The sequence below is a fragment of the Leptospira montravelensis genome (assembly GCF_004770045.1).
GTDB lineage: Bacteria > Spirochaetota > Leptospiria > Leptospirales > Leptospiraceae > Leptospira_A > Leptospira_A montravelensis.
This window is the reverse complement of the sequence record NZ_RQFO01000016.1, coordinates 429,253-451,917: the sequence shown is the minus strand read 5'-3', so window position 1 is coordinate 451,917 and position 22,665 is coordinate 429,253. Positions and strand designations below refer to the sequence as shown.

15 protein-coding genes are annotated in these 22,665 nt (G+C 37.2%); 9 read left to right on the top strand and 6 right to left on the bottom strand.

Features of this window, described 5'->3' with window-relative positions; all coding sequences use genetic code 11:
• Positions 1-157: 157 nt before the first annotated feature.
• Positions 158-1,210 carry an SDR family oxidoreductase gene (locus tag EHQ31_RS12400; RefSeq protein ID WP_135573262.1) on the bottom strand — a complete coding sequence of 351 codons (1,053 nt, stop codon included), beginning with the start codon at positions 1,208-1,210 and terminating at the stop codon, positions 158-160.
• A gap of 263 nt (positions 1,211-1,473) precedes the next feature.
• Between EHQ31_RS12400 and EHQ31_RS12395 the strand changes: the two genes are divergently transcribed.
• Both EHQ31_RS12395 and EHQ31_RS12390 read left to right on the top strand, forming a co-directional pair.
• Complete coding sequence (locus tag EHQ31_RS12395) at positions 1,474-2,505, top strand: MBL fold metallo-hydrolase (RefSeq protein ID WP_135573264.1); 1,032 nt, start codon at positions 1,474-1,476, stop codon at positions 2,503-2,505.
• 187 nt (positions 2,506-2,692) lie between these two features.
• Entirely contained in the window at positions 2,693-3,607 is a 915-nt protein-coding gene (locus EHQ31_RS12390) for a DJ-1/PfpI family protein (protein ID WP_135574088.1), read from the top strand.
• On the opposite strand, the gene EHQ31_RS12385 is transcribed toward EHQ31_RS12390, so the two are convergent.
• On the bottom strand, positions 3,576-4,142 hold the full coding sequence (locus EHQ31_RS12385; RefSeq protein WP_135573266.1) for a Crp/Fnr family transcriptional regulator: 567 nt from the start codon (positions 4,140-4,142) through the stop codon (positions 3,576-3,578). The two genes, EHQ31_RS12390 and EHQ31_RS12385, sit on opposite strands and share 32 nt — an antisense overlap.
• Before the next feature lie 194 nt (positions 4,143-4,336).
• On the opposite strand from EHQ31_RS12385, the gene trxA reads away from it, so the two are divergent.
• From trxA to EHQ31_RS12355, 6 genes are all read left to right on the top strand, one after another.
• The gene (trxA, locus tag EHQ31_RS12380; protein ID WP_135573268.1) at positions 4,337-4,651 is read left to right on the top strand and encodes a thioredoxin; all 315 of its coding nucleotides are present in this window, start codon (positions 4,337-4,339) and stop codon (positions 4,649-4,651) included.
• Positions 4,652-4,721: 70 nt separating this feature from the next.
• The gene (locus tag EHQ31_RS12375) at positions 4,722-6,014 is read left to right on the top strand and encodes a discoidin domain-containing protein (protein WP_135573270.1); all 1,293 of its coding nucleotides are present in this window, start codon (positions 4,722-4,724) and stop codon (positions 6,012-6,014) included.
• Positions 6,015-6,020: 6 nt separating this feature from the next.
• On the top strand, positions 6,021-7,379 hold the full coding sequence (locus EHQ31_RS12370; protein WP_135573272.1) for a hypothetical protein: 1,359 nt from the start codon (positions 6,021-6,023) through the stop codon (positions 7,377-7,379).
• Positions 7,369-8,247, top strand: a complete 879-nt coding sequence (locus EHQ31_RS12365) for a VanW family protein (protein ID WP_135573274.1) — start codon at positions 7,369-7,371, stop codon at positions 8,245-8,247. The genes EHQ31_RS12370 and EHQ31_RS12365 overlap by 11 nt, the downstream gene beginning before the upstream one ends.
• 227 nt (positions 8,248-8,474) lie before the next feature.
• Positions 8,475-11,723 (top strand): efflux RND transporter permease subunit, encoded by a 3,249-nt coding sequence (locus EHQ31_RS12360; RefSeq protein ID WP_135573276.1) that lies wholly within the window; start codon positions 8,475-8,477, stop codon positions 11,721-11,723.
• A 235-nt stretch (positions 11,724-11,958) separates the two neighbouring features.
• Complete coding sequence (locus EHQ31_RS12355; RefSeq protein ID WP_135573278.1) at positions 11,959-12,636, top strand: M15 family metallopeptidase; 678 nt, start codon at positions 11,959-11,961, stop codon at positions 12,634-12,636.
• A gap of 43 nt (positions 12,637-12,679) precedes the next feature.
• Here the strand turns inward: EHQ31_RS12355 and EHQ31_RS12350 are convergent, their stop codons facing one another.
• From EHQ31_RS12350 to EHQ31_RS12335, 4 genes are all read right to left on the bottom strand, one after another.
• Entirely contained in the window at positions 12,680-15,721 is a 3,042-nt protein-coding gene (locus EHQ31_RS12350) for a restriction endonuclease (protein WP_135573280.1), read from the bottom strand.
• A gap of 3 nt (positions 15,722-15,724) precedes the next feature.
• On the bottom strand, positions 15,725-17,764 hold the full coding sequence (locus tag EHQ31_RS12345; protein ID WP_135573281.1) for a site-specific DNA-methyltransferase: 2,040 nt from the start codon (positions 17,762-17,764) through the stop codon (positions 15,725-15,727).
• Positions 17,761-18,681 (bottom strand): Abi family protein, encoded by a 921-nt coding sequence (locus tag EHQ31_RS12340; RefSeq protein ID WP_135573283.1) that lies wholly within the window; start codon positions 18,679-18,681, stop codon positions 17,761-17,763. The genes EHQ31_RS12345 and EHQ31_RS12340 overlap by 4 nt, the downstream gene beginning before the upstream one ends.
• 228 nt (positions 18,682-18,909) lie before the next feature.
• Positions 18,910-21,789 (bottom strand): SNF2-related protein, encoded by a 2,880-nt coding sequence (locus tag EHQ31_RS12335; protein WP_135573285.1) that lies wholly within the window; start codon positions 21,787-21,789, stop codon positions 18,910-18,912.
• A gap of 429 nt (positions 21,790-22,218) precedes the next feature.
• On the opposite strand from EHQ31_RS12335, the gene EHQ31_RS12330 reads away from it, so the two are divergent.
• A complete protein-coding gene (locus EHQ31_RS12330; RefSeq protein WP_135573287.1) occupies positions 22,219-22,596 on the top strand; it encodes a hypothetical protein in 378 nt (125 codons plus the stop codon).
• Positions 22,597-22,665 lie beyond the last annotated feature (69 nt).

The window sequence follows — 22,665 nt, the reverse complement described above, 5'->3', positions numbered from 1 at the left end:
CCTGAATGGGTGGTGGAGGCGGGCTTGTGGGGGTTCATTCCCGGCCCAACTCCTACCATAAAATCTAACTCTTGTCTCTTGGAAATCGAATCTCTTCAAAAATTCTAAAGAAAACTTCGCAGTTTCACCAATGTTCAGAACAGTTGTAAATTAAATCTTATAACAATCCCGCACTTTCCATCTGATTGACATGGTCCGCAAAAGTTTCAGTTAACGGTCGATAGGTTAATCCTAAATTTGTTTTGCTATACTCATTGTTTAAGAAAAGAGGTTGGCCAATATTATTTTTTGTGTATCCCCAAGATAATCCGAAAAATGGACCAATTAAATAAACGAGAAACTTAGGTAGAGTTCCAGTGGGAACAGAATATTTCTTTCCAAATTTTTCTTTAATGATTTTTGCGACACCTAACATTGGTATCACTTCTGCGGAAGTGATATGTCTTCCCTCAGCTTTTGGAGTAAAACCTGCTAAGATATGTGCTTTTGCTACATCTCTTACGTCTACATATCCCATTTTTGTATCTGGGACTCCGGTTCGAAAAACTCCTGTTAACATATTTTTCATAAACTCTACACTCGTTCCATCCAATCGTTTGGAAAGAGAAGGTCCCATTACAAATGATGGATTGATTACAACTAAATCCCAACTCGATTGTCTTTTTTGAATTTCCCAAGCTTCTTTTTCTGCTAAAGTTTTGGAATAAGCATAAGGTTGATGTGTAAGATTACTAGTTGTATTCCAATGTTCTTCGGTAAAGGTTTGATTTGGAATTTGTAAAGAATCAATGTTATCTCCAAAAATGGCAGCCACACTGGAAGTTAAAACAACTCGTTTAACAGTCGAATTACGATTGCAAGATTCAAGAACATTTTTAGTCCCTTGTAATGCTGGATCTATCAATTGTTTTTTTGGATCTTTGATCCCAGCCACAAAAAATGGAGACGCTGTATGGATCACAAGTTCGACACCTTCGATAACCTTATCAAAACTTCCATCCAACATTAGATCTGCTTCAAATAAACTTAGTTTGTCTTTATACTTTTCTTTTAAATCTAACAAATGTTGAATTTTGGAATTATCTTTGAGGCTACGGACAGTGGCCCTTACTGCTTTTCCATCTTCTAACAAATATTTGACGATCCAGGACGCAATGTATCCCGATCCTCCCGTAACAACAACTGGTAATTCTGAATTGATCGATTTCATATTGAACTTTAGACTCTGACTTTTTCCAAAGATATATACAAAACCAAAAGAATCTTATCCTAACAAAACAATGATTTGTTTGTTTTTGGGCGAGGCCCAAGGGCCCGGGCTTTTCCGGAGTCCGCGTACGCTCCCGTCTCTGGCTGTGCACCTTGTGCCCACCAGAGACCAAGTCCTGCAAATCCCTCTCGCTAAAAATCCATTTTATTACAAAGTGAGAAAAGGTTTGCCACCAACCTTTCTTTGTCTGATTTTTACAAGTTATGGCAAAAAAATCCAATCCATTCCCTCTCCAAAAAATTTCAAAACTTGGATTCTATCTTTTTTTGATTCTATTTTATTCTAATTGTTTTCTTCGTCCTTCAGGCAATTTAACAAATTATGATTCTTACTTTCCACATAGTAGTGGAACAAGTTCCATACCAAAAGGAAAAGTTAGGGCCACCTTCTTAGGAACTTCTTCTATTCTGTTAGATGACGGAGAAACTCAAATTTTAACCGACGGATTTTTCTCAAGACCGTCCTTATGGAAAACAGCATTTTCTAAAATTGAATCAGATCCTTTGACAGTTTTGTCAGTGATTGAAAGAGCAAAAATAAATCGCCTAAAGGCAATTTTTGTCTGCCATTCTCATTATGATCATGTGATGGATGCACCGTTTGTCGCCAAACAAACGAAGGCGAAGTTATACGGTTCTTCTTCCACTCTTAATGTAGGAACAGGTGCTGGGCTTAATCAAGACCAAATGCAAAAGTTTATACTAGGAAAACCTATCTCCATTGGAAAATTTACCGTCACTGTTTTGGAATCCAAACACACTCCTCCTTTTCATATCCTTGGAAAAACAAATGCAACGGATCCCAATCATCCAAACATTGAAACACCTCTCATTCAACCCGTAAAAGCTATGGAATTTATCGAAGGTGGGACTTTTGATTTTTTCATCCAACACGGAAAAAATAGAATTTTAATTAAAAGTAGTACAAACTTTGTAAAAGGTGCATTGGACAATTTCAATGCGGATGTTTTGTTTTTGGGAATTGCACAAATATCTCTACAGCCAGTTTCCTTTCAAGATGAGTATTACAAACAAACCATTGAAATTTTAAAACCTAAACTAATCATTCCTATCCATTGGGATAATTTTTTCAAACCACTTTCGGAACCACTAGAACCCAATTTAAAATTGGGAGATGATTTTGATGCCAACATGAAATCCATTTTAAAACGTTCGGAAGGACAAAAATTAGAAATCAAGTTATTACAAGGTTTTGAAACCATCGATTTGTTTTAGAGAGTGCTTGAAATCTCTATCCATCCTCTACATTGCGTTATTTAATGTGGTGGTGAGTAGGATTGTTTTTTTAGAAATTTTAACTTAAGTTAAAAATAAGTCCAAGATTTGCGCCCTCTATTAGATTAGAAGAGTCTCTACTTTTTAGGAAAGGACTCATTCAATCTAAATTATGAGAGCCACAACCATGCCAAATCCAACTTGGAGCCAAAATCATTTTGTTCTTTCCTCTAACAAAATTTTAAAACGATGCCAGCCCGGCCGTTCTAAGTTTTTTAAAAGGATCCTACTATCGATGGTATTGATTATTTCTATGGTAGTAAACCATTCATCCATCTTTGCAAACTCAGAACCAAAACCAAAAGTATTAATCGTAATGAGTGCTGCCAATACTCTTTTGTTAGATGAAAATCATAAACATCCTACAGGAGTATTTTTAAACGAACTTTTTTACCCTGCCATTCGTCTGTATCAATCAGGTTTTGCATTAGAGTTTGCCACTCCCAATGGGAAAAAATCAACACTGGATCCAGAAAGTTTAAAAGATAAATATTGGAATTCGAAAGAAGAAAAAGAAGAAGCCATCCGTTTTTTAAATTCACTCTCTTCGTTTCAAAAACCAATCTCTCTTGAATTGGCGATAAAAAATAACAAAAGTTATACGGGTTTACTCATACCTGGCGGCCAAGGGCTTATGACTGACTTGTTGTATGATCCAAATCTTCCTATTTTACTTACAAAATTTCAAGAACAGGAAAAAAAAATCGGATTAGTTTGTCATGCACCCGCTTTGTTAATCACACTGCCTTCTGGCCCCAATGGAGAAGGATTTTTGTTTCAAGGTTACCATGTGAATTCTGTTACCAAAATGGAAGAATGGTTTATTGAAACCTTTGTGATGAAAGGTAAACCCAAAGTTCGAAAAATTTCTGAGTTATTAAAAGAACGCGGAATGTTGTATGAATCTTCTATTTTTCCAGCAAGTGGATTTGCCACAAGGGATAGAAACTTAGTCACTTCACAAAATCCATTCTCAGGAGAAGAGTTCACCAAACTATACTTAGATGCAATTAAGGATTCTCTAAAAAAATCCTCTTTTTGATCCGGCTGAGTGCCACGTTTGTAATTCCCAAATAGGCAGCTTGGTCTATTTGGGAAATTCGGTCTAACACATAAGAATATTCCTGAATGAACTTTTTGTATCTTTTATCCGGTTCTAGTAGTAAAAAATCTGCGACCCGTTCTTCTTTTTTTAAGTACAAATGGGAAAGAAATTGAATGAGAAAATTTTGATAACCATTTTCTTTTTCCATTTTTGATTTGAATTCATTTACCGTTAATACAATTACTTCGCTTGGTTCAATAGCAATGATGGAATAGGGAATGGGTTGGTTTTCAAAGATACTTGGAATACTTCCCAAAAGTCCATCTTCAAAAATAAAGGATTTGATCCATTCTTTTTTCCCATGTTTATAAATGAGTTTAAACCCGCCTGAAACAACCAAACCAACGCTATAAGAATGAATTCCCTTCTTAGCAAAAATTTCTTTTTTCTTTAGTTTGGTGGTTTTGCCGTATTTCATAAAAAACTCTCGGATTTCTTCGGCACCAAATACTTTGGGTAACAAAACTTTCATTTGATATGAGTTCTAAGGTCATTGAATTTAAGAGTCTGTCTACCGATTCTTTACGTTTGTGTTTTATGAGTACAGATAAAAGAAACCTGATATATCGGTTCATTTTCAAATTGTTACCGATAGGAAGTAAAATTTTCATAAATTTTCGATATACCTGCCAGGGTATATGTGTCTAATCCACAGGAGTTAATTTTATGTCGGAAAAATTACCTAAAAGCTTTGAAGAGTTGGTACTAACTCATGACAAACCGATCCTTGTGGATTTTTGGGCTCCTTGGTGTGGTCCATGTCAAATGGTGGCTCCAGAACTAGAAAAATTGGCAAAAGACTGGAAGGGGAAAGTTTCGGTGATCAAAGTAAACACGGATGAAAAACAAGAAATTGCAGGAAGATATGGTATCACAGGAATCCCTACAATGATTTTGTTCAAAAACGGAAAAGAGATTCATCGTATTTCAGGTGCTATGCGAAGTGAAGAAATCAAAAAAGTATTTGGCGGAATGATCTAAGATCGGTCAATTTTTTACTTGTCTCAGTCGAAAGAGTTTTGGATTCTTTGTATCTGTCGAGGTACAACCTTTGAAAAAAATAATCCTAACTCTTTTGGCATTTCTTGTTATATTTTGTAAAAATAGTCCGATTGAAAAATCGGTAGTTATTGAACGAATCCAAGCTGCATCTTCTGCTGAAGGTACAAGCCCGATCAATGTATTTATTTCCGGTAAGTACTGGAAACCTGAAACCAGTTTAGATGGGATTACGATATTTTTTTCCAACGGTGCCAAGTGGAACCAATCAGGAAAAACAGATGGTCGTGCTTTTTTTAACGAAATTGCTATCGAATGCCAAGAAAAGAAAGGATACGTAGCATTTTATAAGGATGGAAGTTATGCGACAAATTTTGACTGCGCTAAAGAAACTCCCCAAAAAATAAGATCCAATGGGGTTCATGTAATCTATTTATTACCTGATTCTGCCAATGGAATCAAAACGGTTTCATTTTTCCAAAATGGGAAAAAATTAGATGTATTGTATCCTGAACCGGTCACAGGACAAATCACTGCAAGTAGTACACTTCCAAATTATCCCGCATATAGTTTGTTTGATGGTAGTATCGATTTTGCTTGGGTGGAAGGAGTTCCCACCGATGGAGTTGGCGAGTCCTTTGAAATTCAATTAGAGGATGACATTGATTTATCAGGGATTGAGATCTTTAACGGTTATCAAAGGTTAGATGCACTTTTTCATAAAAATGGATCAGTAACAGAATTACTTGTATCCAATGATTCGGATTCTTTTACGATCAAAGTGGCTGACAAACAAGGAGGACAAAGGATTTTTTTTCCAAAAACACTTACAGGAAAAAAGTTTAAATTTTCCATACAAAAAGTTCGTCCTGGAAAAACTTGGAAAGACACTGTGATTGCCGAAATCATTTTACTCGGTGAAACAGGAAAACGATTTACAGTGGTTGATAAAAATGCAGACGAATTTAAACGGTCGGTTCTTTCTAAAACCAAAAATACAATTCTTTCTGGATTCGTAAACAAAGCAGTTTTTGGAGATGTTTCGGAAGGACGTTTGGATTATGTATTTCGTTCTAACGGTTCCTTTGTGATTTGGAAAGATGATGTAAACGAAAAACGAGTATTAGATGGAACTTGGGTTTTACTTGATGCCAATGCAACAGAAGCTAAAATCAAAATTTTTGGAAGGGATCACAAGGTCGTCACTCAAAGTTTAGATTCCAATAGCCCTTATGCAGAAACCACAGAAGAAAAATCGACAGTAATCTTTGGCGATACCTTGACAGTCAAAAAATCTGCCAACGGATTACAGTTGATTGGTAAAAAAGTCCAAATTACAAACTAAATTCCATTGTTTGGTAAGGATATTTATTGGTATGGTGTTCAAGCAGTTTCTCTATTAGAATCAGGGAAACTACATTCACCAGACCATTCACCTGTATTTCATATCGTAGCTTTGTTATTTCGAATTTTTGGAGTTAGCGACGAAACTTTAGTTGTATTTCAAATTCTAACGGCTGCTTGGTTAACAATTTCCATTTTTCTGTCTCGGTTCCTAATGATGGAGGCACAAAAAGGTTTCGGAATCTTTTCTTTGGGAATACCTAGTATATTGGTTTTTGTTTTGGGTTTTCTGTATCCCAAACAAAGTTGGGCCTTGGGATTTTTAATTCTTAGTGTTGGATTCTCTTTTCCTATACCAACAATAACATCATTATTCTCAAGAACTACACCACCACCAACCTCATCATCATCTTCTTATTTTCTTTTTACTTCACTCCATCGATTCCAACTGCGACGGATTACTTCCGTTTTCTTTTTTATATTTGCGTTTTGGTTCCATCCTATGGTGGCTCTCCTTGGTTTCGGTGTTTTAGTTCTTTACCAGATTCCTGAAAAATTCTATCCAGTGATTTTGTTTGTAACCTTTCTCCTACCTTTTTTATTCCCCGAAGATCCGAATGGAAGATTTTATAGTGATAACTATATTTTTCCCATTACCGCAGCGTTTGCGTTAGCTGGAATTGGGATTCTTTGGGATTGGGCCTTTTTGGTATTTGGAAAATCAGAACCTAAGTTTTATCGAATGCGTAGGGCCTTGGCTTTTTTTGGGTTTTTATTATTGTTTCCAATATTTCATTTTGCTGATATACAATACCGAATTCTTTTGAGTTTGATTCTTCTCACTCAAATTTTTAGTCATTGGAATGTATTTCAAATTATGGTTTGGACTGTCAGTACTGGACTTTGGATTTTTACTATGTTTACTAATCCATATTCATTTCGATATTCTTATGAACAAATGTGGATTCCTGGAGAATCAATGGCTTCAGTACCAAACAATGGTTTGCTTATCGCACACCACGGTTTTTGTGAATACTATCATTTTCAGTTTCGTAAAGATTGTCTTTCCTTCGAACCTGATACAAAAGCCATTTCTGAATTACCCCAAGGTACAGAAATTTACCGAGCCGTATATGGAATCCGATTTGATAATTTACTCGCTAGTAGAGACGAAAACAAAATCCCATTTTTTTCTTCCATCCAACCTTTGGGTGAATACCAACTTGTTTTAGAAAAGGACTGGAAGCTTTACCGGTCATGGTTAGAAAAACGAAATTCAAAACTTTTACAAGTAGCTAAGTCTTGGAAAAATCCATACAAAGAACGTCCTGATTTTATAAAGAGAAAACATAAGAATGGACTTTAGTTTCAAAAAGAAACCGCTCGTTGGGATGAACGTAAAAGTGCATCGGGGAACCTTACGTTTGTTTTTTGGTAAAATTTACTTTCAGTGGAAACGGTATCTTGTTTGGTTTTGTGAACAAAAAACATTTTCTACAAAACGAGCAGCTCCGACGGAATTCAAAGAAAAATATCCGATTTCTATTTTTAAACATTCGTCTCCGATTTATAGAAAACTAAAAGATGTTCCCATGTATCTGCAAGAGAATAAAAGGGTGAACTTAAATATCGCCATCTCTAAGTTAGATGGATTGGTATTAGAGCCCAATCAAGTATTTTCCTTTTGGTATTTAGTAGGGAAACCAACGAAAAGAAAAGGGTATTTGCCAGGTATGCAACTTAGGAACGGTAGTTTTATCGAACGAACTGGCGGCGGCCTTTGTCAAATGGCAAATTTGATTTATTGGATGACCTTACATAGTCCGCTGGAAGTGAAAGAGAGATGGCGTCATAGTTTTGATATTTTTCCTGATTCGGAAAGAACTTTACCTTTTGGATCAGGTGCCACCTTATCTTATAATTATATTGACTTACAAATCAAAAATACAACCAAACAGACGTTTGTTTTGCATCTTTGGATTGAGGATGATCTTTTAAAAGGGGAATGGCTAACTGATCTAGAATTGCCTTTTTTATACCAAGTTTACGAATCGTATCATGGTTTTCATGCGGAACCTTGGGGAGGTTATACAAGACGGAATACCATTCGCAGAAAAAAAATCTCTAAGGACACAATGGAAATTTTGAAAGATGAATTGGTAACTGAAAATATTGCTTGGATGATGTATGAACCACTTTTGGAATCCAAGATGGATTCAAGTAGAGAAAACTAATTAGAGAGTAAACCCAAATATCCATATCGAGTTATGTCAAAAAAAAATTTTTCAGAACCAAACCCAAGAACTTCCCCTAAATTTATGTAACATCTAGACAGTACAAACAGTCTCATTAAAGAACCAGCCTGTTAGATGTTTAAAGTTGACCATCTGGTCAGCTTTTATTTTTATTTGCCTTGCCGAGGACTGGGGAAAATTATGTTTTTAGACCCCTGGAGAATTAGATGAGCTTTGCTGAGCTTTCGATAAAACGCCCGATTTTTATTACCTGTACAATCGTTTTGATTTTGATTACAGGTTATCTGTCCTTAAACAAATTGGGAGTCGACTTATTCCCCAATATTACAATTCCAGTCGTGACTGTTACGGTTCCTTATCCGGGAGCAGCACCAAACGAAATCGAAACACTGATTGCAAAACCAGTCGAAGACGAATTGTCTACGATCTCTGGGGTGAAACGAATCAAGTCTATCTGTAACGAAAGTTTGGGAACAGTGGTGGTTGAATTCACAATGGAAACAGATGTGAAATACGCAGAACAACAAGTTCGAGATAAAATTTCTGCCGTAAAACCAAAGTTACCCGATGATGCAAAAGAACCTATCATCAGAAGGATTGACCCCGCTGACCAACCCATTATCATCTTAGCTTTAAGAGCGGATCTTCCTGAAGCTCAAATTTACGATATTGCAAACGAAGAGATCAAACAGATATTACTCACAACACAAGACGTGGGGAACATCACCATCTACGGCGGACGAAAAAGAGAAATCCATGTAGAATTGGATCGGGATAAATTAAAATCCCATATGATTTCTGCTTCTATGGTTTCCAATCGTTTGGCTTCTGGTGGAACCAACATCCCAGCAGGAAAAGTAAGCCGCTCCGACAACGAATTAGTTTATAGAACCATCAATGAGTTCAAATCCCCTGATGAAATTCGGGACACACCACTTTCTCTTTTTGGAAACGAAGTACCGATTAAAATAGGTCAGTTGGGAGAAGTAAAGGATACAATGGAAGACGAAGCTTCCCGTGCTTACTTTAACGGAAAAAAGGCGGTCTTTCTACTTGTATATAAACAATCAGGTGCAAACACAGTTGCCGTTGCTAAAGCGATTAAAAAAAGAGCAGCTGATATCAATAAGGATTTATCAAGAAGAGATGGTTCTCTTTTCCTTGCGATTGCAAATGACAACTCCACTGCTATCGAAGACAACATCTATGATGTAAATGAAACAATCTTTATTGGGATTGCCCTTACCATCATCGTAGTTTTGTTATTCCTTGGTAGTGTTCGTTCTACTCTGATCACAGGACTTGCACTTCCAAACTCGCTACTCGGTGCCTTTATTTTGATGGCGATTGCTGGTTTTACAGTGAACGTAATGACTCTACTCGCACTCAGTTTGGCGGTTGGACTTCTCATCGATGATGCGATTGTGGTCCGGGAAAATATCTTCCGCCATAGAGAGATGGGAAAAACCGCAAGACAGGCATCCATCGACGGAACTAAAGAAGTAACTCTTGCCGTCATTGCAACGACAATGGCTGTCATTGCCGTGTTTATGCCGATCGCGTTTATCAGCGGGGTAGTTGGACAGTTCTTAAGAGAATTTGGGCTTACCATTTGTTTTGCCTTACTTATCTCCCTTTATGATGCCCTTACCATTGCACCTATGTTATCTGCTTATTTTGGTGGAGCTGTTGCTTCTCATGGTGGTGGTCACGGCGGAGGAAATTCTCATAGTGAACCAACTACTTCTAAATCGAAGAAAAAATCCAAAGAGGAAGAACTGATTCATAGTGGAGCTCCCGCCGAACGAGGAAAAGTTGCTCAAATTTTGTTTCTGATTTTTACACCAGTTCGTATCGTTCTCAATGTATTAAATCTTGGATTGGAAAAAGTTTTGGCTGTATTCAACCGATTCCAAACTAAACTTGAAAATCTTTATGCAAAAATATTAAAATTCACTCTTCGTTTTCCGATTCTCATTATTTCTGGTGCGATCTTTTTATTCGTATTTAGTATTTATCTGACTAAGTATGTTACCAAAACTTTTTTGCCAGCACAGGACCAAGGTAAGTTCCAAGTCACTTTGGATATGCCACCAGGTACATCTGTTGATAAGATGGCTACGGTTGCAAAAGAAGTATATGAAAGTATTTCAGCACACAAAGAAACAAAACAAGTAGCAATGTTCAACACGAACCGAACCACTTCGATGTTTGTGGAAATGGTTCCTTCGAAACAAAGAAAGGTCAACACTAGCCAATTCAAAGACATTTTAAGAAAGGAACTGGCAACCACTCACCGTTATGCAACTCCTATCGTAAAAGATATTGATAACGTCGGTGGAGGACAAAGACCTTTCGTACTGGTTGTGAGCGGACAAAAAGGTGAGGAAGTACAAGAATACGGTTTAAAACTTTTAGAAAGATTAAAAAAATCAAAAGCTTTACTCGACGTCGATACAAGTTACAGAGCAGGATCTCCTGAATTTCGTGTGATTCCAGATCGTGCCAGAGAAGTTATGTTAGGTGTTTCCGGTTCTGCGATAGGTATGGAACTTAGAACTTTGATTGAAGGAACAACACCAGCTGTTTACAGACAAAATGGTGTGGAATATGATATCAGAGTTCGATTGAAAGAAGGCCAAAGGAACTTAAAAGAAAGTTTTTACCAATCCTATGTGCCGAACTTTAATAACATCATGATCCCAATCAAAAACGTTGCTACTTCCGAAGAAACAACGGGACTTGCAACCATCAACCGATTGAACAGAAACCAATCCTTAGAAATTTATGCGGATATGGCTCCGGATGGTCCAGGGATGGGTGGTGCGATTGAAGAGATAACCAAAATCACAGAAACAGAACTTCCACTTCCATCTTCCGTAAGAATCAATTATCTGGGACAAGCGGAAAACTTCAAAGAGTTAGGCTCTTCGATGGCGATTGCAATGGGTCTTGGTATCTTATTCATCTACATCGTACTTGCTTCGCTCTATGAAAGTTTCATCACGCCGATTGCCATCATGTTAGTGTTACCGCTAGCGTTATGTGGTGCCTTCATTGCCCTTTTCCTTGCCAACGAATCGATGAATCTCTTTTCCATGATTGCTCTGATTATGCTTATCGGTGTCGCTACCAAAAACTCAATTCTACTTGTGGATTTTACAAACCAATTGATCCAACAAGGAACGGAGATGAAAGAAGCGATCATTGAAGCGGGCCGCGAAAGACTTCGTCCGATCCTTATGACCTCATTCGCGTTAGTTGCCGGATTTTTACCGATTGCCATTGGTTTGAACGAAGCATCAAAACAAAGAACAAGTATGGGTTGGGCGCTAATCGGTGGAGTCATTTCATCAACGTTACTCACTCTGGTTGTGGTCCCTGCAGCATTCTCCTATATTGAAAGATTAAACAATTTCATCAGAAGACATTCACCAAACCCAGACGCAAAATAGAATCGTAGAAATTTCATTTAGAAAATTCTTTTCAACGACCCCACTTATGTGGGGTTTTTTCTTTTAAGACCATCATTCACAAAACAATCATAATACTCTGGGCACCATCTCCGGCCATCAGTCGACGAGGGCGCTCCTTCTGTCCGGGGTGCAAGTATCAGTACATTGTTACCTGAAATTTCTATAAAAAATCTTGAAGATTGTATAAATAGTGCCCAAAATTATTTTCTAAGTTATGAAACTCATCACGATTGCAATTTATTTGGGATTCCCTTTTTTATCTTTGGTTTCCCAATCTACAGAAAATAAACTCAATGTTTTAGATCGGAAGGCCTACGAACGATCGGTACAAAATAACCCCAACAAAGAACTTATTAACTTAGAAAAGAAAATTCCTGGCATTACTTTGGATATCAAATATGCCACTCCCGATAACTTTACCAAACAAATCATCTATAAGGAACCCAAAGCTTTCGCCAGAAAACCAGTCGCAGAAGCACTAAGAAAAGCAAACCTTGATTTTTTACAACTTGGGTATTCCATTAAAATTTTTGATGCTTACAGACCTTACGCCGCCACAGTCAAATTTTTTGAAATTGTAGGAGATACAAGGTATGTGGCCTCACCAAAAACCGGATCAAGGCATAACAAAGGTTGTGCGATTGATCTAACTTTGGTGGATACAAAAACCAAAAAAGAACTTCCGATGCCAACGGAATATGATTCCTTTCGAAAAGAGGCTTGGGCCGAAGCACCCGTTTCCGATCCCGAAATTTTAAAAAACCGTACCACGTTGATTCAAGTGCTCAAGCAATATGGATTTCGTGTGAACAAAACCGAATGGTGGCATTATGATTTTTTGCAATGTTCTGGGTTTGAAGTTTTGGACATTCCTTTTGAAGACTTGGATTAGGGGTTTAGATTCGTTAATTTTAGTTTAAATGATTACGGTATTTTTATTCATTTAAATTAATAAAAGGATTATCTTGTTTTCCTGTGCCAATCACTACATTATACTCTAATTTTGGAATTTTTTCTAGCGGAATTCCTTGAGCTAACATACGGGCTTCATAAGTGTCAATTATGCATTGAAAATGTTTTTTTGCAGATTCGATTTTTTGTTTTTCTTCCTCAGTTCGAATATCACTAAAGTTTTTGTATCCTTTGGTTTCTTTAATATAATAGAGAAACTTTTCAGTACCACCAGTTTCTTCTTTTACAACAATTGCCCAATCTGGGTTATATTCTCCGACTGGTGTCGGAACAATAAACTTTCGTGGGAGTTTAGTAAATACCTCAACTGTGCTTGAATCTTCTTGTTCTCTAGCAAATCTCTTTTCAGTATCACTATCAGTTTCCATTTTATCATATAATCCATGTTTATTGGTTTCTATCGTATCAGATATTACCTCTTTAAATTCTTTAAAAATTGGATCAGATGTATTCTTTTGCTCCCAGTAGGTATTTGGTAGAGGAACATATTCTAGTCCATTTTTAATGCCAATTTCTCGTATGACTTCTCTTATGTGCTGAGCGGATCTTTCGAGATAGTTCTGAGGATTTTTTACAAATTCACTAAGAGACCCAGATTCTTTTAAGATTTTTTTTAAAGTATCTCTAGTTAAGTCCGTTTCTTTCTGTAAGTATTCAAGAGGGTCAGGGAGGGGGAATGGACTTGTTACTTCTCTTGATTCTCTATTACGAATTTCTGCAGCGGAGACACCACCATAGGCAATGGTTCCTTGTGCAATAGAAGTAACTACTCTCATGGATTCACATTGGATCTCTCGGATCCGTTTCACCGATTCGGTAATAATAGAATTGGAATCAAACTGAAATCTATATATGGTTTTTTGTTTGATGATATCCCAAAGTTTCCAAAATTCTGGATGATTCCATAAGTGGTCATTTTTTTTGATTAGGTTTGGCTTTCTTTTGATTTGAACGAAGGTTTGGATATTTAGTCCTCTGAGCCATTCCAGAATGATATCCTCGCGGCCAGCAAAATCACCTTCCAAAATAAACTCTGATGGGTTTAGAAAGGCATTTTCCATTAGATTTGTAAATGCACCATCTGCGTTAAGATAACGTAATTTTTTTAAGACTTCAAAAAGTTCGTCTGCTTTTTTTCTTTTTTCTTGGGGACTTGGAGTATTAGAGCTGAAGCTGGCAACAAGATTCATAAATTGATGGGAGTTTACTTTCCCAAATTCGATACCAGATTCTTCCCTGTATTCTGTTTGTAATCCGCTTACGAATTCCGTATAACTTTCATTTACAACAACTGTAAGTTGGTTTACAGTTTCGTTTTGAATTCGATTGCCTTGAATGTCCACTGGGAGCCTCATCCCTCGACCAATCTGTTGTCGTTTAGTAAATTCGGAGCGTGTTTCTAATAAGGTACAGATTTGAAACACATTTGGATTATCCCAACCTTCCCTGAGCGCTGAGTGAGAAAAGATAAAACGAAGTGGTTCGTTAGAATCGAGTAACCTTTCTTTGTCTTTCATGATGAGGTTATATGTATCATCATCTTTGGCGCCATCGCCTTTGGTATCTTTCCATTCGACGATTTCTGAATTTCCTTTTTTCTTTTTATCGCCAGAAAAATATCCATTATGTACAAGCTCGACGGGAGGAGCATTTAAATCGATAAACTCTGGTTTTTGAATTAACTCTGAATAGGCTGCCTCAAATACTTTTCCAAATTTACCAAGACTTGTGGTTCCATCAGGATTATATTCTCTGTAATTGGAAACTCGATCTAGAAAAAAGAGAGTCAAAACCTTGGCCTGAATTCCCATTCGCAAAAGCTGCATTTCTTTTTCCAAATGTGCTTTGATTGTTTCTTTGATTCTTTCGTCTTGAATGACGGGGGCTATGGAACCAATTTCTTTGCCCAAAAGAATTACGGTGCCGTTTGTGAATCGTAAAAATTCGTTTCCAGGTTCGATGCTAATCGTATCAGCAATATAACCATTATAATGCGAATTTTCTGTTTTAAGACTTAAGTCATCTTTTTGTTTGAGTTTGATTTTCTTTTTAGAAATTTTTCCCTTAGATTGGACGTTTACCGTGACTGTTGCGGTAAACCCAGCACCTGGTTTACCTTCTGCAGATTCCAGTTTGATATAGGGTGCGTTTTCTGTTCCCGTAACTTCTAAAGATCGAATTTGGATCCGTTTGACGAGTTTTCTTTGAAACGCCTCAACTGGACCCAAGCGAAAGATGGGGTTGTATCTAATGCGCGGTGTAGCCGAATACCGCAATTGGAAAAGGGGATTTAATTCTGCAATGGCATTCTGTGCGGTTTCGGTATTGTCTACAGATTGGGGTTCATCAATAATAAGGATGGGTTTTGACGAACGAATGAAATCAATAGGTCTTTGACCATTCAGCTCATCCATTTCCTTATGGATGATGTTGGTGTCTTTATTGAAGGCTTGGATGTTCATCACAAGGATTTGCAATTGGTTTGTCGTAGCAAAGTTACGGAGGGCACTTGGCGCCGAACCTTGGTAAAGCGAATATGTGCTTCCTTTGACAAGAGGAATCCCATACTTCGCTCGGAAATGGTCTGCCGTCATTTCTAAGGTTTTTAGAACTCCTTCTTTGATGGCGATGGAAGGAACAATAATGATAAACTTCGACCAACCATAAAGTTTATGAAGAGATAAAATTGTATTTAAATACACATATGTCTTTCCAGTTCCTGTTTCCATCTCGATGGTAAATCGAAGTCCATTTCGTTCAAACTCTTCTTTTGTAGTGGCTTCAAGAGAAAACTGGTCTTGCACCTTTCGCAAGTTTTCATACAAATCAGATTCTTCCAAAAGCATGGCGTTTCCAAACCCAAGTTCGGTTTGAAAAAGAGAACCTTTTTCACCAGAAAGAGAAAAAGAAAATCCACTGGGATTTTTTTCCATCCCTTCAAATAAAGATACAGTGGCACTTGTGGCTGTGTCTTGGAATTCGAGACTTTCGAAATGGATTTTCATACTTTAAACCACCTGGAAGCTAACATCTTTCATCTGTTTGAATCCGGCATGTACGTTGGCTTTAAGGACATCGTTTCCAGAAAAACCAATTTCCCTAGCAATCACAAGCGAAGGGCTTCGTCTCATGATTTCATTAAAAACTTCCAAGTTATGTTCTTTCCCTAGTACATAATAGGCGGTTTCTTCTGCGATATAAACGATCTTTCCGGCGATGGTCTCCGTTTTGATATTTGGGTTTGCGAGGGCTTCTGAAATTCCCGATTTTAACAAAACTTCATAGAGAATGGCTTCTTCTGTATTCGCTAATGCATTGGAGGACAAAAGTGTTGGTTGGTCTTCGAAGAGCGCTTTTTCCACAGCTTCTTTGGTTTTTTCGATATTACCATTCCAAACCGGGAAGTTAGACGGTGCCAGTTTGAAAACCCGAAAGCCCAGATCTTGGGGTTTACGTGGCTGTTCGTTATCTTCCCTATTTTTTGTTAGTTGGTCTACCCCGGATTCAAAACCCAAGGAAGGCGAATCTTCTTTTTTGGATTGGTCTGCTTTTACCGATTTTTTCCCACTATCTTTGGTGTTTGCACTTCCTTCTTCTTTCAGCTTTGTTATCACACGGCGGATTCGTTCCATACCAATTTCAGAAATGGTTTGGAAACCGGCTCTAGAGGCTTCCGATTCTTCCCAAGTCCCATCGGCCTTTTGTTTGCGCGTAGGCTCGGGGAGTTGCACACAGATAAATTTACGATTGCCTCCATCTTCCGCATTTAACGTCAGTACGGCGTGGGCGGTGGTGGCAGAGCCGGAAAAGAAGTCGAGGACGATGTCGTCGGGGGAGGTAGAATGCTCGAGAACTCTGCGAATAAGCGATGAAGGTTTAGGGTTATCAAAACATTTCTCACCTAGTAAGTCTTTTAATTCTTTAGTTCCATCATCTGTATTTCCTGCAAATTCATGATCCCAAAAATTAATCGGTGTGATATTTCGAGCCTCAGAAAGAAACATTTTAATAGATGGAATTGCTGATTTTCCATCTACACCCCAGTATAATTTATTTTCTGAAAGAAGTTTTTTATATTCTGTCTCCGATCTTCGCCAAGCATTCGTAGTTGGCTTAGATTCTTTTTTAGTGTTTGGATTGGTAATAGTGTAACATAGATTTGGTCTTTGTGTAGGTGATGCAGGATTTAAAAATGAAGCACCTTTCCATGGTCCTCTAGCATCATTATCGGGATTTGTATAACGGGAATCCGCTTCATCCGTTCGATCTAATAAATTTACTTCAAAGGATTCAGAGCGTGCATAAACAAGAATATTTTCAATAACTGTAGTGAAGTCAATAGTGTTATTACTCCTTGTGTATCTTTTTTGCCAGCTAATTTGAGATTTAAAGTTTTCTTCCCCAAAAATTTCATCGCATACTTTGCGTAAGTGGGCCACTTCACCATCATCAATAGAAATAAAAATCACCCCATCTTCACGGAGTAAATTCCGGGCAAGGAAGAGTCTCGGATACATCATGTTCAGCCATTGAGAATGGAACCGACCCGTGGTTTCCGTGTTATTCGAAAACTTACGCCCTTTGGCATCCACTTGTCCGGTGTATTCTAAATAGGTTTTGAGAGATTCGGTATAATCATCTGGATAAACAAAGTCATTTCCCGTATTGTAAGGCGGGTCGATGTAGATCATCTTTACCTTGCCAAGATAGGACTTTTGCAAAAGTTTCAACACTTCCAAATTGTCCCCCTCGATATAGAGGTTTTCGGTACTGTCAAAGTCCACCGAAGCGGCACGGTCGGGAAGTAGAGTGGCTGTCGTTGGGGATTGGATGGCCTTAAAACAATTTCGTTTGCCGGGCCAGTTCAGTCCAAATCGTTCTTTTGTATCTTCCGTTTCAATGGTTTCGCCGAGTGTTAGGCGGAGTTTGTCCCAATCTATCAAATTCCCTTCGGTAAAGACTTCAGGGAAGTGTTCTTTTAGAATACGGAGTTTGTCTTCGGTTAGGTTGTGGGAGGTAAGGGGGAGTTTTTGGGGTTCGTCAGTCATTTTCTGTAATTCCTTGATTGTGTTTTGGTTAGGTTCCAAAACGGAACCTCTTTCCATCTTTCAGGAAAACCCATTTCGCGAATGGGAATGGTTGGATAGAGAGTTAGTAATTCTAAAAAACGAAATTTCCATTGGCTAGTTGGGGAAATGAAATTTAGCATATATTGAATGATCGATAGAATCACAAAGATTTTGTTTGGTTGGATTTCGACTGGTTGTTTCCAGCCGAAATCATTTCTCGGAAGCATTGGTTTGTATCCAAACTCTCGATTCCACAACCTAGAATGGTGTGCACAAATGTTCCTGACTGAGTTTAAACTTCCGATCCAAGACAAGAGAACAGGTTCAGGTAAATTGTATTTTTTAGCAATCGATTTTGAAGTGGAGGTAGCGATTCCTCTGTACATGGTAAACAGTGTACCAAAACTGATGAGTTCAGTAGCCATCCAAAGAGGCAGAGTATCGTGTTCTCCGCCATATTTGTGTTGGAAATGTGAGACAAATTTTTCCTTACTTCGTGAATATTCTTTTTTGATTTCCTCTTGGAGTTTCAAAAATTCAGGTTCGTTTAACATGGGAAAGGTAGAGGGTTCTGCGTAACCAAAAGCACCTGTTTGGTGAGATAGTTTGTATGTGATATCAGTCCGTAGAGCAATTTCTATTTTTTCTATACCATCAAGAACTAGTAAACGAAGTTTACGATCAAAACAATAACGGCTCCAAATTTCTTTCAGAGTGGTGTTTTGTCTAAATTCTTCGTTTGGATAATTTCGAAAAGGAAACCAATAACCACTCAAGCGGTAGTAACTAACTTGTTTTAAGATCGATACTAAGTCAATGCGGTCGCATACCAAACCTCTGGAGAGAAGTTGATCGGCTTGTTCATCGATGGTTAAGGCTTTTTTTTGGTAGATCATCGCCCTTGATTCCGGGAAGGGCAAAAGACCTGCCAATTTGGGCTTACATTCAGAGGCCTGGCAGGTATGCTATCTATCATGATCGGCCATCTGGGTAGATTCGCAAGTGAAAAATCATCTAGGCTCAGAAAATCATTTTTAAAAAGTTCATATTTTGAGTTGGGATTTCGCATTATAAAATGTCAAAAAAAACAATGCTGCAAGGGTAAAACATATCGAGTATGAAGGTCACACGATTTGTATTTTGCCGCAAAATAGAACAGTTTCAGTTGTCACGAATTTAGCTTTCTTTTCCATTTCCTCCAAGAATTTTTCCTTTTCTTCATCAATAGAACGACGTGCCATTTCAAAACTCTTCCAGGCCTCATCTCTTCTTTTTTCGATTTCCTTCCTTTCTCTTTCGAGTTTTAATCTATCAGTTAGGTTCCCCGCATCTTTTGCTTGTTTTTTGCGAATTTTGATTTCCTCATCAAAAGACCTGAGTTCTTTTTGCAGGCTCAATCGTTTGTCATCGGCCCAGGCATCTAGTTTTTCATATTCCTTTGTAAAAAGATCTTGGTTTCTTAAGTCTCGATTGATTAAGATTTGGTTCTTTTTGTTTGAATGAATTTCTTCAAATTTAGTTGTTCTTGAATTTAAATCTTTTTCAGCATATGGCTTCCACTGACAGGATCTAGAAAATAGACGAATTGCTTGTTCGTTGTCTAAGGTTGAGCCATCATCCCATAGAATTGTTATTAAAAGGACTTCTTCTTTCTCAAAACTATCCAAAGTCCAAAGCGTTGCTAAAATATCACCTTGTTTGTTTTTTATATTCGCATAACTTTGATCAATTCTATCTTTGCTTAGAGTAAATTTCAATATACCATCTTCTGGAATTGCTTCATTGACTGCTGCTTCCAAGATTTTTTTTGCAAGTGGATGGTTAGAATGAAATGAATTCTCCTGAAATAAAGATTTCCCCATGCGGTAGTGGCCAAGTTGAATTGGAAGAGAAGGGAATGGGTTAGAGTCTAATCGGAAACTAAGATCTAAATCATTTGTTTTTCCATGTTTGTGAACCGCATCCTTTGTTAAGATCCATAGTAATTTAGTTTGGCGATCGAACAAAATCTCACTTTCTTCCATTCGGATTTTAAGCTTTTCTTGGACAATTTCGTCAAAGTTTGTAAGTAACTTTTCTCTAGTTTCTTTTATTCTTTCATTTATATCCGATTGTAGCTCAGATTGAAGTTTATCAAATGCATCTTGGATTTCGTCTTTGGTGCGACAAGATTGGAAAATTTCTGCAATTCTTTTTTCAAAATCAACTCCAGTTTCAACGTTTCCAAGTACTTCATCGCTGGCTCCAAATACACCACTGAATAATTGAAATTTTTCGCTTAACAATTCGTATACGCGAACATCGGCCAGGTTCTTTTTATTTAGGAAATTAACGACTACGACATCAAAATTTTGACCATATCTGTGGCATCTTCCGATCCTTTGTTCAATCCTTTGCGGATTCCAAGGTAAGTCGTAGTTTACGACGATAGAACAAAATTGAAGATTAATTCCTTCAGCTGCAGCTTCCGTTGCTATTAAAATTTGCCTTTTTTCTTTAAATTCATCTACAAGTGCTGCCCTAATATCTGCTGTCTTAGAACCAGAAATTTTATCAGTTCCATTATGCTTTTCCATCCAAGATTGAAATATCTTCTTTGAAGTATCATCATTATTGGAACCATTGAATAACAAGATTTGATTCGCATAACCATTGATTGATAAAAAGTCGAATAGATAGTTTTGGGTGCGTCTTGACTCGGTAAAAATAACAGCTTTTTTGGCTCCACCTAATCTTTCCATTTCGGAAAAAGCTTGTCCAAGTCCAGTGAGTAGTACTTCGGCTTTGCTATTGGCTTGGATATTATTAGCAAGTGCTAAGTATTCTTTTAATTCTTTGATTTCCGCTCTTAAATCTTCTGCTGATTCAACCAGAAGATAATTTTCAGGAATAGATTTTTGAGTTTGAAAATCAGACCATTCTTCTTTTATTTCTTCATATTCTTCAAAGTCGTCTGCAATTAACTTTTCGATCTCTAAATCGAGAGAGTTATCAGAAACTCCTAGTTTTTTTTCTAATCTATCTACTAATGCCTGCAAAGTACCAGCTATTGCATAAGTGGAAGAAGCGAGGAGTTTGCGTAAAATTAAAGTCATTAGTTTCCTTTGACTTTTGGGAAGTGCGGCTAAGTTTTCCCGCTGCAAATAAGCACTAATCCATTCGTGTAAACGATCTTCGTCTGCGTTTGGGATAAACTCTTTTGTAATAGGAATTCTCTTTGTATATTTGATATATTCTAATACTTGTTTGCGAAGAGTTCTTTTGCAAATTCCTTCGATTCTGTTTTTAAGTAACTGAAGTTGCTCTTCTGTTTGGATTCGTAAAAACTGTTGGGAAAAACTGTCAAAATCACCAAATGTTTGTTCGTCGATTATGCTTACTAATCCGTACAATTCGCTGAGTGAATTTTGAAGTGGAGTTGCGGTAAGGAGAAGTTTGAAACGACCACGTAAACTTTCTTTTATTGTATTTGCGATAACATTGGACTCTTTGTAAACATTTCTAAGTCGATGAGCCTCGTCTAAGATTACGAGATCCCAAGAAATTTGTGAAATTTCGAATGCCTTCGCTTTGGCAAATTGATATGAAACTATAACTACTTTTTCGTTGTTAAAGGGATTATGAATTCCACTTTTTTGAATTGAATTAAAGTTTTTTCCTTCGATAATTTCAGACTTTAAATGGAATTTCTCTTGTAGCTCACCACTCCATTGTTTCCTTAAATTTGCAGGTGCAATAATCAATATTCTTTTTTTTTCTTCCGACAAAAATTGAGAAAGTACAAGTCCAGCTTCAATTGTTTTTCCTAGGCCCACTTCATCGGCCAGGATTACACCTCTTGATAAAGGAGATTCCAATGCAAATAAAGCTGCATCTAATTGATGCGGATTCAAGTCGACCTGAGCACCAAGCATAGCCTTTCCGAGTCTTTCTGGATCGCCAGAAGCACGTTTTCTTGTTAGTTCTAGAGCGAGAATTTTTTTTTGGTGTGGGACTAGGTTCATTAACAATGGTGAAAAGTTATTGTATAGTTTTTGAAAGATATGCGCAAAACGTTTTAAAATTTAAACATTTTGTCTAAGCATCCAAGATTCGAATTCAATTTTTTGCATACGTCAAGATTTTTTTGAGAAATCTCGACTTCCATTAATTATTTGAACTAGAAAATACTGCATGTGCTTTTTGTTATGCGATTCTAGGCGCTCGGCATGAGCAACTGGATGAGTTTTTTGTTGGTATCTTTCCAGTGAAATTCTCGATGAACTAAAAGAAACTTTGACTAAACCTAAATTCTATCTTCCAAAGTCATATGCAAATGTTTTCGATAGGGAAATTTTACTAACAAAAATTAGGAATTATAAATTCCTTTAGACTTTTTGATTTGACTTTATACAAACCAAGTGAGTATAAAAAGCAAAGCAGGAGATATTCGCTTGAAAAAAATATTTTTTTTAACTATTGGTATTTTGACTTTTTCAATTTTTAATTGTGCTACGGCACGAGTTGTAAGTTCCAAACCAGGTGAAGGTGGAACCGTAGCGCTCACAAGCGGCTTTTTAAAAGCGGACGAAGCGAAAGCAGAAGCAAATAATTTTATGGCAACTAACTGTGGTTCAAAACAAGTAAAAATTTTACAAGAAGGGGAAGTAGTGGTTGGAACAACAACTAACGTAAATCAAAACACCAATGTAAATGCACAAAGGAATAACACAAGTTTTACTAAAACGAATACAAATGTTTCCATTGCCTCCACACAAACTTCGAATACACGAAATGTTACTGAATGGCAGATCGAATATGCCTGCCAATAAAACTTAGAAATATTTTGATAAACTTTTTATTTTAAACGAGATAGAGAGGACTGATGTTTCCGAAACCAT